The sequence below is a fragment of the Dethiothermospora halolimnae genome (assembly GCF_037577855.1).
Taxonomy (GTDB): domain Bacteria; phylum Bacillota; class Clostridia; order Tissierellales; family VENL01; genus Dethiothermospora; species Dethiothermospora halolimnae.
Genome location: NZ_JBAKFX010000009.1, coordinates 1 through 16001 on the forward strand (window position 1 = coordinate 1; position 16001 = coordinate 16001).

Annotated in this window: 21 protein-coding genes; 20 read left to right on the top strand and 1 reads right to left on the bottom strand. The window is 30.2% G+C overall.

The window, feature by feature from the left end; all coding sequences use genetic code 11:
• Nucleotides 1–115: 115 nt before the first annotated feature.
• The 13 genes from glnA to rpsD all read left to right on the top strand — a co-directional run bounded on the left by glnA (nt 116) and on the right by rpsD (nt 10188).
• Nucleotides 116–1546, top strand: coding sequence for a type I glutamate--ammonia ligase (glnA, locus tag V6137_RS05610; RefSeq protein ID WP_425446910.1), 1431 nt, complete (start codon nt 116–118; stop codon nt 1544–1546).
• Nucleotides 1547–1560: 14 nt separating this feature from the next.
• Complete coding sequence (locus V6137_RS05615) at nt 1561–1794, top strand: hypothetical protein (protein ID WP_425446911.1); 234 nt, start codon at nt 1561–1563, stop codon at nt 1792–1794.
• A 163-nt stretch (nt 1795–1957) separates the two neighbouring features.
• The gene (gene rnhA / locus V6137_RS05620; RefSeq protein WP_425446912.1) at nt 1958–2407 is read left to right on the top strand and encodes a ribonuclease HI; all 450 of its coding nucleotides are present in this window, start codon (nt 1958–1960) and stop codon (nt 2405–2407) included.
• Between the two features lie 71 nt (nt 2408–2478).
• On the top strand, nt 2479–3132 hold the full coding sequence (locus V6137_RS05625) for a DUF4397 domain-containing protein (protein WP_425446913.1): 654 nt from the start codon (nt 2479–2481) through the stop codon (nt 3130–3132).
• Between the two features lie 177 nt (nt 3133–3309).
• Nucleotides 3310–4209 (top strand): DUF5685 family protein, encoded by a 900-nt coding sequence (locus V6137_RS05630; protein ID WP_425446914.1) that lies wholly within the window; start codon nt 3310–3312, stop codon nt 4207–4209.
• Nucleotides 4178–4789, top strand: a complete 612-nt coding sequence (locus V6137_RS05635) for a J domain-containing protein (protein WP_425446915.1) — start codon at nt 4178–4180, stop codon at nt 4787–4789. Before V6137_RS05630 ends, V6137_RS05635 begins: the two co-directional genes overlap by 32 nt.
• 15 nt (nt 4790–4804) lie before the next feature.
• Complete coding sequence (locus tag V6137_RS05640) at nt 4805–5326, top strand: hypothetical protein (RefSeq protein WP_425446916.1); 522 nt, start codon at nt 4805–4807, stop codon at nt 5324–5326.
• Nucleotides 5327–5568: 242 nt separating this feature from the next.
• A complete protein-coding gene (locus V6137_RS05645) occupies nt 5569–6576 on the top strand; it encodes a 2-hydroxyacyl-CoA dehydratase family protein (protein WP_425446917.1) in 1008 nt (335 codons plus the stop codon).
• On the top strand, nt 6573–7328 hold the full coding sequence (locus tag V6137_RS05650) for an acyl-CoA dehydratase activase (RefSeq protein WP_425446918.1): 756 nt from the start codon (nt 6573–6575) through the stop codon (nt 7326–7328). Before V6137_RS05645 ends, V6137_RS05650 begins: the two co-directional genes overlap by 4 nt.
• A gap of 20 nt (nt 7329–7348) precedes the next feature.
• Complete coding sequence (locus V6137_RS05655) at nt 7349–8008, top strand: queuosine precursor transporter (protein ID WP_425446919.1); 660 nt, start codon at nt 7349–7351, stop codon at nt 8006–8008.
• A 117-nt stretch (nt 8009–8125) separates the two neighbouring features.
• Nucleotides 8126–9244 (top strand): MBL fold metallo-hydrolase, encoded by a 1119-nt coding sequence (locus V6137_RS05660; RefSeq protein WP_425446920.1) that lies wholly within the window; start codon nt 8126–8128, stop codon nt 9242–9244.
• 11 nt (nt 9245–9255) lie between these two features.
• Complete coding sequence (locus tag V6137_RS05665) at nt 9256–9471, top strand: DUF3006 domain-containing protein (protein WP_425446921.1); 216 nt, start codon at nt 9256–9258, stop codon at nt 9469–9471.
• 120 nt (nt 9472–9591) lie between these two features.
• Nucleotides 9592–10188 (top strand): 30S ribosomal protein S4, encoded by a 597-nt coding sequence (gene rpsD, locus V6137_RS05670; protein WP_425446922.1) that lies wholly within the window; start codon nt 9592–9594, stop codon nt 10186–10188.
• A 20-nt stretch (nt 10189–10208) separates the two neighbouring features.
• Here the strand turns inward: rpsD and V6137_RS05675 are convergent, their stop codons facing one another.
• Nucleotides 10209–10877 carry a BON domain-containing protein gene (locus V6137_RS05675; protein ID WP_425446923.1) on the bottom strand — a complete coding sequence of 223 codons (669 nt, stop codon included), beginning with the start codon at nt 10875–10877 and terminating at the stop codon, nt 10209–10211.
• Nucleotides 10878–11084: 207 nt separating this feature from the next.
• On the opposite strand from V6137_RS05675, the gene V6137_RS05680 reads away from it, so the two are divergent.
• From V6137_RS05680 to V6137_RS05710, 7 genes are all read left to right on the top strand, one after another.
• Nucleotides 11085–11324 carry a YkoF family thiamine/hydroxymethylpyrimidine-binding protein gene (locus tag V6137_RS05680; RefSeq protein ID WP_425446924.1) on the top strand — a complete coding sequence of 80 codons (240 nt, stop codon included), beginning with the start codon at nt 11085–11087 and terminating at the stop codon, nt 11322–11324.
• A gap of 172 nt (nt 11325–11496) precedes the next feature.
• Nucleotides 11497–12669 carry a CD0519/CD1768 family membrane protein gene (locus V6137_RS05685; protein WP_425446925.1) on the top strand — a complete coding sequence of 391 codons (1173 nt, stop codon included), beginning with the start codon at nt 11497–11499 and terminating at the stop codon, nt 12667–12669.
• A gap of 172 nt (nt 12670–12841) precedes the next feature.
• Nucleotides 12842–13312, top strand: a complete 471-nt coding sequence (locus V6137_RS05690) for a hypothetical protein (protein ID WP_425446926.1) — start codon at nt 12842–12844, stop codon at nt 13310–13312.
• A gap of 147 nt (nt 13313–13459) precedes the next feature.
• Nucleotides 13460–13834 (top strand): NifB/NifX family molybdenum-iron cluster-binding protein, encoded by a 375-nt coding sequence (locus tag V6137_RS05695; RefSeq protein ID WP_425446927.1) that lies wholly within the window; start codon nt 13460–13462, stop codon nt 13832–13834.
• Nucleotide 13835: 1 nt separating this feature from the next.
• The gene (locus tag V6137_RS05700) at nt 13836–14675 is read left to right on the top strand and encodes a nucleotide-binding protein (RefSeq protein ID WP_425446928.1); all 840 of its coding nucleotides are present in this window, start codon (nt 13836–13838) and stop codon (nt 14673–14675) included.
• Nucleotides 14676–15533: an ATP-binding protein gene (locus tag V6137_RS05705; RefSeq protein ID WP_425446929.1), complete on the top strand. Its 858-nt coding sequence runs from the start codon at nt 14676–14678 to the stop codon at nt 15531–15533.
• A 5-nt stretch (nt 15534–15538) separates the two neighbouring features.
• Nucleotides 15539–15898 (top strand): NifB/NifX family molybdenum-iron cluster-binding protein, encoded by a 360-nt coding sequence (locus V6137_RS05710; protein WP_425446930.1) that lies wholly within the window; start codon nt 15539–15541, stop codon nt 15896–15898.
• Nucleotides 15899–16001: the final 103 nt, after the last annotated feature.

Here is a 16001-nt window from a genome sequence, read left to right on the forward strand (position 1 = left end):
TATATAATATTATGAAATTTATAAATATATAAAATAATATAAAAATATGTTGACAACTGAAAATATTTGCAATATTATAAGGGTGCAATACTTAAAGTTAAAAGGGGGGCATCTAATGTTTAATAATGTTAAAGAAGTAAAAGAATTTTGTGATAAGGAAGATATAAAGATTATAGACTTTAAAGTAGTAGACTTAACTGGTAGATGGCATCATCTTTCTATTCCAGTAGAGAGATTTGATGAAGATCTTATGGAAAAGGGAATCGGATTTGATGGATCAAGCTATGGATTCTTAACTGTAGAAAAGTCAGATATGATATTTAAACCCGATATAAATACAGCATTTGTAGATCCATTTTGTGAAATAAAAACTTTAACTATGATTGCAGATATATATCAATTAGGAGATGAAACAAAGAGGTTTGAAGGGGATCCAAGATATATTGCCGAGAAAGCCCAACAATATTTAAGGGAAACAAAAATAGCAGATGAAAATATAATTGGACCGGAGTTTGAATTCAATGTATTTGACCATATTTCATACGTAAATAAAGGCCATCATCAGGAAGTGTTTATAGACACAGCCCAGGCCCATTGGAATATGGGAAGGAAAGAGGAACAAAACTTAGGCTATAAGGTACCGTTTCAAAAAGGATATCATGTGGACATACCAAATGATCTAACCAATGACTTTAGAAATAAAATAACTCTACAACTAGAGAAAATGGGGATAGAGGTAAAGTATCATCATCATGAAGTAGGGGGAGCAGGACAAATTGAGATTGAAGTTGAACGGGGTAAGTTATTAGATATGGCGGATAATACTTTAAAATTGAAGTATATTGTTAAAAATTTGGCAGTACAAGAGGGTAGAACAGTTACCTTTATGCCTAAGCCAATATATGGAGAAGCAGGAAATGGTATGCATGTACATATGCAGTTATTTAAAGACAATGAGCCAATTTTTTATGATGAAAATGGTTATTCCCAATTAAGTGATATTGCATTATATTATATAGGAGGCATATTAAAACATTCAGCTGCATTATTGGCATTTACTAATCCTAGTACTAATTCATATAAAAGACTTGTACCTGGATATGAAGCACCGGTTAGTATATGCTTTGCAACTGCAAATAGAAGTGCAGTTATAAGGATACCAGATTATGCTAGAAAACCTGAAGAGAAAAGATTTGAATTTAGACCTTCAGATGCTACAGCAAATCCTTATCTAGCCTATTCAGCGCTACTAATGGCAGGGATAGATGGTATCATTAATAAAATAGATCCAACTGAAGAGAAATTTGGGCCATATGATGTAAACATTTTCGAATTACCGGAAGATAAAAGAAAAGAAATTAAAAGCTTACCGAAGTCATTGGAAGAGGCAGCAGATGCTTTAGAAAAGGATTATGAATTTTTATTATCCGGAGGAGTATTCACTGAAGCATTAATTAAAGATCAGATTATGAGAATTAGAAAAGAAGCTAATAAAGTTAATACATTTCCAAATCCTAAGGAATTTGAATTATACTATGATTTATAAAAAGGTGGTTTTTGGTGCTTACTATAAAATGTGCAAGGTGCGGTAAAAAAGTATTTAAATATCTTAAGATAGGGCAAGGTAAGGTACTAAGATGTTACCGTTCAAGAATAAAAAAAGATTATAGCAAATCAAAGAATAATAAAATAAAGTGTTATAAATGTGATAACGTTATAGGCATTGACGAAGAAAATTATATTAAGATGAATCAGAAAGAGTTTACTTATACAGGAACTAAAATGAACAAATAAACCAAGGGTATGTTAACATACCCTTGGTTTATTTGTTGTCACTTATGGAACTTAATTTTTTATAAAAAATTAAGTTGTTATAATAAAAAATAAAGTATGATATGCTATAATAGGCAAGAAGATTTTACTATTAGAATAAAATACATATAGGAGAGATTAATATATGGAAAAGATAATTATATATACAGATGGAGCTTGTAGCGGTAATCAAAATGAAAAAAACAAAGGAGGATATGGTGCTGTATTAATATATAAAGAGCATAAAAAAGAAATCCATGGAGGGGAAGAAAACACTACTAATAATAGAATGGAACTAAAGGCATGTATAGAAGCCCTTAAGACATTGAAAAAAGTCAATATTCCCGTTGAAGTATATACAGATTCAGCATATCTATGTAATTGTATGAATCAAAAATGGTATTTAAAATGGCAAAAAAATGGCTGGAAAAATTCTAAAAAGAAACCTGTTGAGAATAAAGACTTATGGGAAGAATTATTATACGTAGTAGGAAAAATTAATGATATAACCTTTTTAAAAGTAAAAGGTCATGCTGGAATAGAATTAAATGAATTGGCGGACCAGTTGGCAAACAAAGGGGCCAGAGAAGTGTAACTCCCTATAACATTGTTGAATATATTATAGTAGCAAAAAATATATTTAATAATGTTATGGAGGGTTAAATAATGTATAGTTATTGTGATTACTATCCCTATGAAGATTATGCATCAATGGAAACAAAGTCCTATGTAAGGTTATTTCATGCATCTCCAGATGCACCGCCGGTGGATATATATATAAATAATAGATTAACAGCATCCAATCTAAAATTTAAAGATTTTACTGAATATTTACCATTGGAATCAGGATTATATAATGTTAAAGTATATCCTGCCGGCAAAAAAAATAATCCAGTTTTAGATAGAGATATACGTATTCCAGCTAGAGGAATATATACAGTTGCAGCTATCAATAGACTTAAAGATTTGGCTTTATATCCTATTTTAGATGAACCAAAACCTATACCAAGTGGAAAAGTATATGTTAGATTTGGACATTTATCTCCCAATGCACCAGCAGTTGATGTAAGGCTTCCAAATGGTCAAAATATTTTTAAGGATGTAAAATATAAAGAAGTGACTGATTATGTACCGGTTAATCCAGGAACATATACATTTGAAGTATATCCTACGGGAACTAATAAGAGGGTATTATATGTTCCTAATATAACCTTAAAGGGAGATAGATTCTACACAATATATGCTGTGGGGTTGGTTGGAGAAGAGCCACCACTACAAGTGGTAGTTCCCCTTGATGGGAATTCTTATATTAGGGTATAAAAAAATATATTCTTGTACAATAGACCTTCTAGAAGAAGGCTTAAGGGCTTCAATATATTGAAGCCCTACATATCAAAGAAGAATGGGTAAAGACGAAAGAAGAATTGTTGATATTTTTCTTTAGTTAAATTAAAATATATATAAAGTCTTAAATTTTTTGAGAAATGAGTGAAGTAGTTGTTTGGATATGTAAAACCATATAAGAGTGAACTAAAAGTTAGAGAGTATGATGTATTCAAAGGATATTATTGTGGGCTTTGTAAAAGCATAGGAAAAGAATTTAATCAATTAAATAGAATGGGACTAAACTATGACTTAACTTTCTTAGGTTTATTATTATCTTCATTGGATGAAAAGAAGGATATTGTAAAGGTACAGGGATGTATTGCTAATCCTTTAAAGAAAAAGCCAATAATAGACTCTAATATGTATCTTGAGTATACCTCTAATATTAGTATAATGTTAGTATATTTTAAGTTATTAGATGACTGGAAAGATGAAAAATCTATAAAAGCATTGGTTGGAATAATTCCTTTTTTAACATCTATTAGAAAAGCCAAGAAGGCATATAAAAATAAATATTGTCATATAAAAAAACAGTTAGATCATCTTTCAGAGCTTGAAAATAATAAGTGCGATATTATAGATAAAAGTGCAGATGCCTTTGGGAAACTGATGGAAGAGCTTTGGAATCCACCATTCATTGAAGATAATAAGAAAAAAAGAATATTAAAGTGGTTAGGATATAACCTTGGTAGATGGATATATATAATTGATGCATATAATGATATAGAGAGGGATTTGGAAAAATCTAACTATAATCCAGTAATATTACAATATAAGTATAAGGAAGAAGAAAGTATTGAAAATTTTAAAAATAGGATAAAAGATAACATTGGATTTTCACTTACTTTAACCTTAGATAATATTGCTAAGAGTTTTGAATTATTAGATATAAAATATAATAGAAGTCTTCTAGAAAATATTATATATATGGGTACAAGACATAAAATGGAACAGATTATTTATAAGGAGGAACGTGGACATGGAAAATCCATACAAAGTATTAGGCGTTAGAGAAGGAGCCAGTGAAGAGGAGATAAAGAGAGCATATAAACAATTAGTAAAAAAATATCATCCCGACCAGTATTCCAATAATCCCCTTTCGGATCTAGCTGAGGAAAAGTTAAAAGAAATAAATGAAGCATATCATATTTTAATTAAAGGTAAAGGGAAAAGTAACTATAATAACCAAAGGAGTACTAGAACTAATAACAGTCATAGCAGTAGTGGGAATAATCTTGCTGAAGTAAGAATATTAATAGATAGAGGAAATATTATGAAAGCAGACCAGCTACTTGAAGCTATTAGTAATAGGAATGGGGAGTGGCATTTCTTAAAGGGTGTTATATTTTTAAGAAGGGGATGGCATGACCAAGCTTATCAATATATAAAAAGGGCTGTGCAAATAGATCCGGCAAATACTGAGTATAGAACTGCTCTTAATAATATGACCCATAGAAATAATACATATAGAAGTTTTGGAAATCAGGGAGGATATAGAAGAGGCCCGTCGGCATGTCAAATGTGTGAGTGCTTAATTTGTTCAGATTGCTGCTGTGAATGTATGGGCGGGGATCTAATCGAATGTTGTTAGCGGGAGGAGCTAATAGTGGATTATAGAGGAAGGGGAAGTTTAGCTAGGAAAATAGCATTTGGCGGTATTATAACTTTACTTACAGTTATATCTTTATATTTAGCATCTTTTTTACCCACCAATAGAATATTTTTCTTTGGTTTAAGTTCGGTATTCTTAGCGGCTATGGTGATAGAGTTTAGTATAAAAGATGCTATTTTAACATATATAGCTATTTCTATATTAGGTTTTATAGTTATTCCCAATAAGTTGATGCTTATACCATATGTATTGTTTTTCGGATATTATGGGATACTAAAATATTTTATTGAGAAACTAAATATTTTAATTATAGAATGGATATTAAAACTTTTATCCTTTAATATAGCAACATATTTAATATATGTCCTAGCAAAGGAACTTCTTATGATAGATATTATAAACAGATTACCTATTGGTATTTTAATATTAGGAATTGAAATTATTTTTATATTATATGACTATGGCTATAGTGTTGGAATATGGTATTATAAGAACAAACTAAGGAATATTAAATAATTATTGTTATTGAAAAGTCTTTATGATATACTACCTAAGTACAATTAAATAAGACAGTTCGAAACCATCCTGTCTAAAAATAAAACTAGGGCCAGCTACCTTTATTACATTAAGGTGGCTAATAATACTGGGCTCTTATGCCCTTTTTTTATTGCAAAAAATAGACTATAAATATATTGTATTAGTTTTTGGTGGTCACTGGGGATTATAATCTTCAAACTAACTTGAAAGGAATGAAAATTATGAATACAAATAAAATAGGAATCACAACCACCGTTCCAATAGAAATTCTTATAGCAGCAGGATATGAAACCATTGATTTAAATAATGTGTTCATTACATCGGATAAATATGAAAAGTACATAGATATAGCTGAAAGAGAAGGATTCCCAAAAAGTTTGTGTGCATGGATAAAAGGAATATATGGAGCATGTATATATAATGATATAAAAGAAGTTGTGGGAGTTAAAGAAGGAGACTGTTCTAATACAGAAGGGCTAATAGAGGTGCTTAAATTAAAGGGAATAAAGGTGCATCCCTTTTTATATCCAAATATCCATAAGCTTCAAGATGTAAAATACTCTATAGATAATTTTATGAATAGATTTGATGTGGATTTAGAAGAGGTAGAGAAAACAAGATTAAGGCTTAATAAGGTTAGGAAACTGGCAAGGGAGATAGATCGGTTGACTTATATTGATAATAAGGTGAGGGGTTTTGAAAATCATCTATATCAAATAAGTCTAAGTGACTTTAATGGTAATGTGGATAAATTTGAAGCGGAATTAAAAGATAAGATAAAAGAATTTAAAGGTAGAGGTACTAAAGATATAAAATTAAGATTAGGATATATAGGGGTACCTCCAATGACAGGGGATTTATATGAATATGTGGAGGGATTTAATGCACATATAATCTATAATGAAGTACAGAGGGAATTCGCATTTCCAAGATATGATCAGTGCAAGAATATTTATGAACAATACTATGACTATACTTATCCCTATGATATACATTTTAGACTTGAAGATATAAAAAAGCAGATAGATGAAAGAAAGTTAGACGGACTAATACATTACACCCAGGCTTTTTGTCATAGGGCTATAGATGATATAGTTATAAAAAATAAAATAGATATGCCAATTTTAAATATAGAAGGGGATAAATTAAATACATTAGATGCAAGAACTAAACTTAGAATCGAAGCTTTTTTAGATATGCTTATAGATAGAAAGGAAATGTCAAAATGAGAATATTAGGAATTGATTTAGGCAGTAGAGAAGTTAAAATAGCTATAATGGAAAATAACAAATTAGTATATAGTAAAAAGGTTAGTACTATGGCCTTTTATAGAGATTATTGTAATTTCGATGGAAAAATAGTTGTGGATTTAAATAAATTAAACATAAAGAATATAGATAAATTTATATCTACAGGCTATGGTAGAAATAATACTGATTTAAGAAAGTTTAGAGTAATAAATGAGCTTAAGGCCCATGTATATGGTGCTTTTTATCAAACAGATTTAGAAGACTTTACATTATTGGATGTGGGTGGGCAAGATGTTAAAGTTGTAAAAGTAGAGAAGGGTATAATTACAGACTTAGAGTTAAATGACAAGTGTGCTGCATCATGTGGAAGATACTTAGAGAATATGGCAAATGTTTTAGAAATAGATTTAGATGAAATGTTTAACTACTATGGGGATCCTATAGAATTAAACTCAACATGTGCTGTTTTTTCTGAATCGGAATTAATAGGCAAAATTGCAGAGGGAATCGTTATAGAAAGATTATGTTCAGGAGTTAACTATTCATTATATAAAAGGTTACGACCTCTTTTAACTAAGTTTAAGAATAAAAAGATAGTACTATCTGGAGGAGTTGCAAGAAATAGAGCAATAAAAAGGTATTTACAAGATGATTATGATGAAGTTATACTACTTAACAAACCTCAACTTAATGGAGCTATAGGTTGTTGTTATTATGGAAGCAAAATTTAAATTATAGAGGAGGAATTTATATGGAGAAAGGTTTCACTAGGGAAAACAAAGTATTTTTATTGTTAAGTTGTTTATTTGTTACACTTTTAGTAGTGAGTAATATTATAGCAAGTAAAATAATGATAATAGGTGGTTTAATGGGACCAGCGGCAGTGTTGTGTTATGCCTTTACATTCGCTATTTCAGATACTATGGCGGAGGTATGGGGAAAAGAAAAAACCACATATATTGTAAGACTAGGTTTTTTAGCAAGTATAGTTGCAGCTATATTGATTAAAGTTGCCATAGCTATGCCTGCTTCTCCATTTTGGAAAAATCAAAGTGAATATAGCTTGATACTAGGTAGTAATATAAGGATGGTTATAGCCAGTATGCTTGCATATTTAGCGAGTCAACATCATGATATTTGGGCATTTCATTTCTGGAAAGGAAAAACAAAGGGAAAATATCTATGGATAAGGAATAATATGTCCACATTGATATCCCAAATTATAGATACAGTTATATTTATATTAGTGGCATTTTATGGATTAGGTATGCCCCTTTTAACGATGATAAGGGATCAATATATATTAAAGATTATAATTGCGATAGGTGATACTCCATTGGTATATTTATTTGTTTATATGGTTAGAAGGTATATTGGAGATGAAAGAAGGGAAAAAGTAATAGAAGCATAGTAAAGACGACTCATAAGTCGTCTTTTTCTTGATATTAATGTTAAAATGATCTAGAATATAAATACAAACCTATGTTCCCTTATACTGGGAGATGGAAAAGACAGGAGGAGAAAAAATATGTACATAAGAAAAAAAGCAGGATTAAGTTTAGTGTTTATATTCATTTTAAGTTTATTTTTAGTGGCTGGATGTGATGGTGTTATAAGTGAACAGGATGTGGTAGGTGAAAGTTTACCTAAGGAAAACTTTGATTTAGATAGTATTGATGGAAAATTAGCGGTACACTTCATCGATGTTGGACAAGCTGATAGTATACTTGTACAATTGCCCAATGGTGAAAATTCTCTAATAGATGGGGGAAATAGGGGGGATGGGGATCTTATTATAGATTATATAAAAAATCTTAATATAAGAAAAATAGATTATCTTATTGGAACCCATCCCCATGAGGATCATATAGGGGGATTACCGAATATTGTTAAAAACTTTGAAATAGGAAAGATATATTTACCCAAGAAATCTGCAAATACAAAAATATATAAATCATTATTAACTGAAATAAAAAAGAAAGGATTAAAGGTTACAACTGGAAAAGGGGGAATAGATATATTAAAGAGAGAAAATTTAGTTTATAGTATATTAGCCCCTAATTCAAAGGAATATGATGAAACAAATGAATATTCTATTGTAAACAAACTAACTTATAAAAATAATAGCTTTATATTTACAGGAGATGCTGAAAAGGAATCTGAAAATGAAATGTTAAAATTAGGATATGACTTAAAATCAGATGTATTAAAGGTAGGTCATCATGGGGGAAAAACTTCGACGAATAAAGAATTTCTAAAGAAGGTAGATCCTAAATATGCTATTATCTCCTCGGAAAAGGATAATAGTTATGGTCATCCCCATAAAGAAGTATTAAATAGACTTAATAACAGAAATATAAAGCTATATAGAACGGATAAAATGGGGACAATAGTAGTTACTTCAGATGGGAATAATTTGGAATTTAATAAAGCACCAGAAACTAATAAAGAAACTAAAAAAGCAGATAGTATTAATATTAAAGGAAATACGAAAGAAACTAAAAAATATATAGGTAATAAAAATTCAAAAGTATATCATTCACCAAGTTGTGGAAGTCTTCCTAATAAAGAGAATCAAATATTATTAAAGTCAGAGCAGGAAGCTAAGGAACAAGGATTTAGACCCCATAAAATCTGTGTAGAATAGGAGGAAAGCTTATGAAGGGTATTGTGGATAGGTTTGAAGGAAAATATGCTGTAGTTGAGTTAGATAGTAATATTATGAAGAACATACCTATAGAAAAGTTACCCAATGGAATAAGGGAGGGAGATGTAATAAGTATAGGAGAAAAAGACATAGTTATCGATAAAAAAGAGACTAAAAAAAGGAAGGAAGATATAGAAAAATTAATGAATGAAGTCTTTGAAGAATAATGAACAAATGATAACGCATATCATTTACAAACGCATATCAATATGCTATAATAATAACTGGCATATTCTTAGAATATAATACCGCGGCAAAATATATATTCTAAATGCGGAGGAATGAAAATGGCAAAAATAATGGAACCTAGATTTAAACTATCTAGAAGGTTAGGTGTAAATATATATGGACATCCTAAAGCTATGAAAAGAGCTAAACCGGGGATGTCAAGGAGAGACAGGAAACTATCTGATTATGGATTACAGCTTTTGGAGAAACAAAAGTTAAAAGCATATTATGGAGTCTTAGAAAAGCAAATGAGAAAATATGTGGATAAAGCTAAGAAATCTTCACAGATAGCAGGTGAGACTTTAGTTGAAAAATTAGAGTGTAGACTTGATAATATGACATATAGAATGGGCTTTGCCTCATCAATAAGGCAGGCGAGACAAATGGTAAACCATGGTCATATATATGTAAACGAAAAAAAGGTAGACAGACCTTCATATGAAATAAAAGTAGGAGATAAAGTTAGCCTTAGGGAAAAATCAAGGAAAGTAGATATGTTTAATGAAAACTTTACTGAAGGTAGTAAATTTAGTCTTTCCTATATTTCTAAGGATATAGATAATTATAAGGCAGAATTAGTAAAAATGCCTAAAAGAGAAGAAATACCAGTGGAAGTTAATGAGAATTTAATAATAGAATACTATTCAAGAAAATAAACCTATTCAAAAGAATAGGTTTATTTTTTTCTTATTTTGATCATATTTTTTACTTTAGTTACACCTTCAACATCCATTGCTATTTCCTTGGCAAACTCTGCTTCGGCTTTGTTGTCTACATATCCAATCAGGGTGGCTACACCGTTTTTAACATCGCAGCCTATGTCTTTGTTCTCAATTTTTCCGTGGATATTATTGTTTATAGTTACGTCATCAAAGACATTAGCAGTATCTACCTTTATGTTATTTACCACATCTTTTATGCCACGACATCGGGAGGCTAAGTCCATAGCTATATGGGAGTCCTTTAATTTATCAACATGACCAACTAAGTTAGCTACACCATTATTTACTTTTACCCCTACTGCATTTACATTACCTTTAAATTCAGAGGTAAATAGTCTTTCTCTAACTTCTTTTTCCATATGTTTATCTGTTATATTACTATCTACACCAATAGTAATAGAATTTTCAATTTTTTTTATACCATCCATATCTTTAGCAATTTTTTCAGCATATTTCTTTTCTGCTAGGACATCCACAAAACCCGATAATTGAGCTACTCCATCCCTACATGTAACATTTATATCCATTGCTGAAGCTTGCATTTTTTCTTCCAGTTGATCTTTAATATAATCTACTAGTAATTCATCATTTGTTAAATGTTTATTTTTATTTTTTATATCCATGAAATTCTCCTTTCTAGTAGTACAAATAATTGTAGTATTATTTTTATAATATTCTTTAATAGTTTTTGCTATGATAACAAATATTATAATTAATAAATGAAATCCTATATTTACAATGGATATTTTTTTACTATTGAAACAAAATATTTATTGTATGAAAAAAATATATCATTTTATGAAATTTTAAAGTGAAAGGAGAGGATTCAATTGTTAACAGCAGAAGTGGCAGTTTATCCGTTAAAGACTTCTAAAGCTACAAATGTTATAAGTAATTCTATAAATACTTTGCAAGGGAATAATGTACAATATAGTGTAAATTCCATGAATACAGAGATTAAAGGTAATAAAGCAGAAATATTTAGTAGTTTAGAAGCTATGTTTACTGAAGCAGAAAATTCCGGTGGAGAGATAAGTATGGTGGTAACTATATCAAATGCATCTAAGTAAAAAAAATTAAGTATTACTAAAAAAAGAGCGCCTATTATAGGCGCTTTAGTTATTATATTAATAAAAATTAAATATTTCTAAAAATTTTCTATTGCTAATAGTGATATTTTTCTAGTATAATGGTGATAGCAAATTTTATGATTGAAATCAATAAGAAGAAGAGGTGAATTTTATGCAAAAATCCGTTGGAGTTAAGAGAAAAAGGAAAACGATTCCACACTTGGACACTATAGCTTTTATTACTATTTTAGTTCTTTTCTTTGGCTATGTAGGTTCACAAATGGGAGTGGCAAATATGTTTTCTACTATTATGCAAACCTCCTACAAACTTTTATTAGATACTGTGTTTCTAATAATGGCAGTTGCTGTTCTGGCAGGAGCCTTTGGAAAATTAGCTATGGAATTTGGACTGGTTAATTTATTAAATAAGGTGTTTGCTCCACTTATGAAACCCATATTTAATATGCCAGGGGTAGCTTTTTTGGGAATTATAACTACTTACTTATCCGATAACCCAGCTATTATATCACTGGCTAGAGATGATGATTATATTAGTTACTTTAAAAGGCATGAGGTTCCCTGTCTTTGTAACTTAGGAACTGCTTTTGGTATGGGGCTTGTTGTGACAACATTTATGATGGCTCAAGGTTATTTAAAAGAAGCTTTAATAGGTAATGTAGGTGCCTTTATTGGTTGTATAGTTAGTGTAAGATTGATGGCTCGTAGTACTAAAAAAAGTCTTGGAGTCGAAGTAGTAAAGGAAAAAACCGATTTATCGAGGGATGAATTGGCGGACAACTTAATTGAAACAAATGAAGGTAGTTTCTTTGAAAGATTTTTATCTGCTTTTTTAGAAGGTGGAAAACTAGGAGTCGACATAGGACTAAGTATAATACCGGGAGTATTAATAATTTGTACTGTGATAATGATACTTACATTTGCGCCGCCAACAGGAGGTTTTTCAGGGGAAGCATATGAAGGTGTGGCTCTTTTACCTAAAATAGGAGAGCTATTATCACCTATACTACAACCATTATTTGGATTTGAAAATCCTGAAGCCATAGCTTTTCCAATTACTGCATTAGGAGCAGTTGGAGCTGCATTGAGTTTAGTAGAAAAGTTTTTAGAAACAGGAATTATAGGTGGGAATGAGATTGCGGTATTTACTGCCATGGGAATGTGTTGGAGTGGATTTTTAAGTACCCATGTTGCAATGCTAGATTCATTGGGACATAGAAAATTAATATCTAAGGCCATAAGAAGTCATATCGTGGGAGGATTAGTTGCTGGAATATCAGCCCACTTTATAGTGGTATTTTCAAACTTTATAATGGGATTCTTTTAAAAACTTCAGGATTTATCCTGAAGTTTTTTTAAAAAGAAATATAGTTTTTGCACCTTGGGTCCTGGGCAGAACAAAGAAGGGACAAAGGCGCCTTTGTTCTTTGAACATAGTAATAAAAAATGGTAAACTATATATTAAATAGTGCATAATTAAAGAAGGGAGTATAGACAAAATGATAAAAGACTCTAAAAAGTATGTTTATATTTTATTAGGCATAGGAATTGGTTTAATAATAGGAGGTTCAGTAGCTTTATTAAGTCCTAAAGTAAAATATAAATATAAAGAATACACAGATGAGGAAATCTTAAAAAGGGCTACTGAAATAAAGTTAGATAAAATAAAAAACAAAGATACAGATAGTAGCAAAAAGAAAGATAATAAAGTTAAAGATAATATTGTAAAAGATGAAGAAGACAATAAAGAAAATAAAATGATTAAGTTTATAATAGAAGAGGGAGAGAAAAGTCAGGATATAATAAATAATTTATATAATAAAGAAATTATAGATGACAAAGAACAATTTAGGGATATAATGATAAAAGAAAATGCCGAAAAGTCTTTTATATATGGTATATATAATATAGAAGAGGGCTTAAGCAATGAAGAAGTACTTAAAATATTGACCAATAAAAAAAAGAACTAATCTTAAAAAAAGATTAGTTCTTTTTTTATTGGTTTTATACAAAAAATTATATAATCCTACTTTTAGTTTTTGGCATTTGACAAAAACTAAAAGTAGGATTATAATGAAAATAGCATATGCCATAAATATACTAAGGAGGTGTAACATATGAAGATATGTTTTAGCAGTACCGGAGCTAGTTTAGATAGTACATTAGACAATAGGTTTGGGAGGTGTAGATATTTTGTATTGTTTGATAGTGACTCAAGAGAAGTAACCGCTATTGAAAATAAAGGAGTAAATAGTCCCCATGGAGCCGGGGTGGCAGCTGCAACCCAGATATCCAATGAAAATGTAGATGTCATTGTAACATGTAATATGGGACCAAATGCCATGGATATAATTAATACTTCAGGATCAAAAATATATGAAGGGAAATTAGATACTCTAGAAAATAATTTTAAATTATTAGAGAGTAAAGATTTAGAAGAGTTAAAAAGACCTGGAGCTAAGCATTTTGGACTAAGAAATAGGGGTAGATAGTATGAATATAGCAGTTTTGAGTGGTAAAGGAGGAACTGGAAAGACAACTCTTTCCACAAATTTAGCCTATTATATTAGTAAAAAAGGTTATAATACCCAGTATTTAGATTTTGATGTGGAAGAGCCTAACGGATTTATTTTTTTAAAGCCTAGTATTATTGATATAAAAAAAGTTGAAGTTAAAGTCCCTGATATTAACAAAGAGTTATGCACTGGATGTGGTTTATGCTCAGAGAAATGTAATTTTAATGCATTGGCTTTAGTTAATAAGCAAATAATGTTTTTCGAACAAATTTGTCACAGCTGTGGTTTATGTAATATAGTATGTCCAAATGAAGCTATAGCAGAAGTAAACAGGAAAATAGGCATTATAGAGAGGGGAGAAAGGGATAATCTAATATGTACTAGAGGAGTATTAGATATAGGAGAACCTATGGGAATACCAATACTTAGAGATATGATTAAATATTTAAGAAATGATTTAGTAAATGTAATAGATGCTCCTCCAGGAAGCTCATGTAGTGTAATAAATTCTATAGAAGAAGCTGACTATTGTGTTTTAGTAACAGAGCCTACGAAGTTTGGATTAAGTGATTTAAAAATAGCATATAAAGTAGTTGAAAGGTTAGGCCTTAAGGGTGGAGTTGTAATAAACAGATCCGATGGGGAAGATACAATTATAAAAAATTATTGTAACATGGAAGGCATCCCTATAATTGAATCAATTCCTTATGATAAAGATATAGCTATCGCCTATTCTAAGGGGGATCTTATGACCAGTAATAAAAAGTTTCAAAATATATTAGAAACCATTATTTCTAAAATAATGGAGGTTGAATAAATGAAAGAGATTGTTGTAATAAGTGGAAAGGGAGGAACAGGAAAAACTACTGTGGCATCCTCCTTTGCATATCTAAGCGATAATAGAAATGTAGCTGATTGTGATGTTGAGACTCCAAATTTAAATTTAATATTGGATAATAAAGTTATATCACAAAAGGCATATGTTGGAGGAAGTGTGGCATATATAGATAAAGATAAATGTATTCAATGTAGTAAATGTATAGAAACTTGTAGATTTGAAGCTATAAATGATAAATTTCAAGTTGATGATATGAGATGTGAGGGATGTGGTACTTGCAAAGAAATATGTAAAGTGAATGCAATAGATATGCTAGAAGTTGATACAGGAAAAATATTGACAAGTGATATAAAAGGCGGCAAGTTTGTTTATGGAAATTTAAAAGTGGGAGCAGATGGTGCAGGAAAGGTTGTATCTGAAGTTAGACAAGAAATAGGAAAATACAATGATAATGCCCAATATACTATAATAGATGGATCGCCGGGGATAGGTTGCGTAGTGATAGCTTCTATTACAGGGTGCGATGCTGCTGTTATAGTAACAGAACCTACTCAATCAGGTATAGATGACTTAAAAAGAGTATTATCATTAACAGAATTTTTTAATTTACAGTCCTATATTGTCATTAATAAATCAGATATAAACAAAGAAAAAGCAGATGAAATCAAAATGTTTGGAAAGGAAAATGATGTGGAGATAATTGGAGAGGTTCCCTTTGATAAGTATGTAAATAGGGCGATGAAAGAAAGTATACCAATTATTCATTATAGTGAGAGTGTAGCAGCCAAATCCATAAGGAGAAGCTGGGAAGTACTTAAAAATAAATTAGGGAGGTAGTTTTTATGAAAATAGCTTTAGCAAAAGAAGGTCAATTAGTATCACAGCATTTTGGACATTGCGAAGGATTTGAAGTTATTAATATAGAGGATAATGATATTAAAGGAAGAGAGTTTATACCTAATCCAGGACATAGACCAGGGTTTTTACCAAAGTTTTTAAGTGAAAAAGGAATAGATACAATAATATCAGGTGGGATGGGACAAATGGCTCAAGCTTTGTTTGAGGAAAATAATATAGAAGTAATTACAGGGGCATCAGGAAATATAGATGATAATATTAATAAATTTATTAATAACAAATTAGAATCTACAGATGAAGTTTGTAATAAACATGAGCATCATGATGAATGTGGTGAACACTAGGAGTTAACTAATTTAGGATGATATTAGATACTTAATAATCAAGTAGAAGTATGTTTTGAAATCCCATAGTTTGTACAGAGTGCAGATGAGGGGTCTTGATATA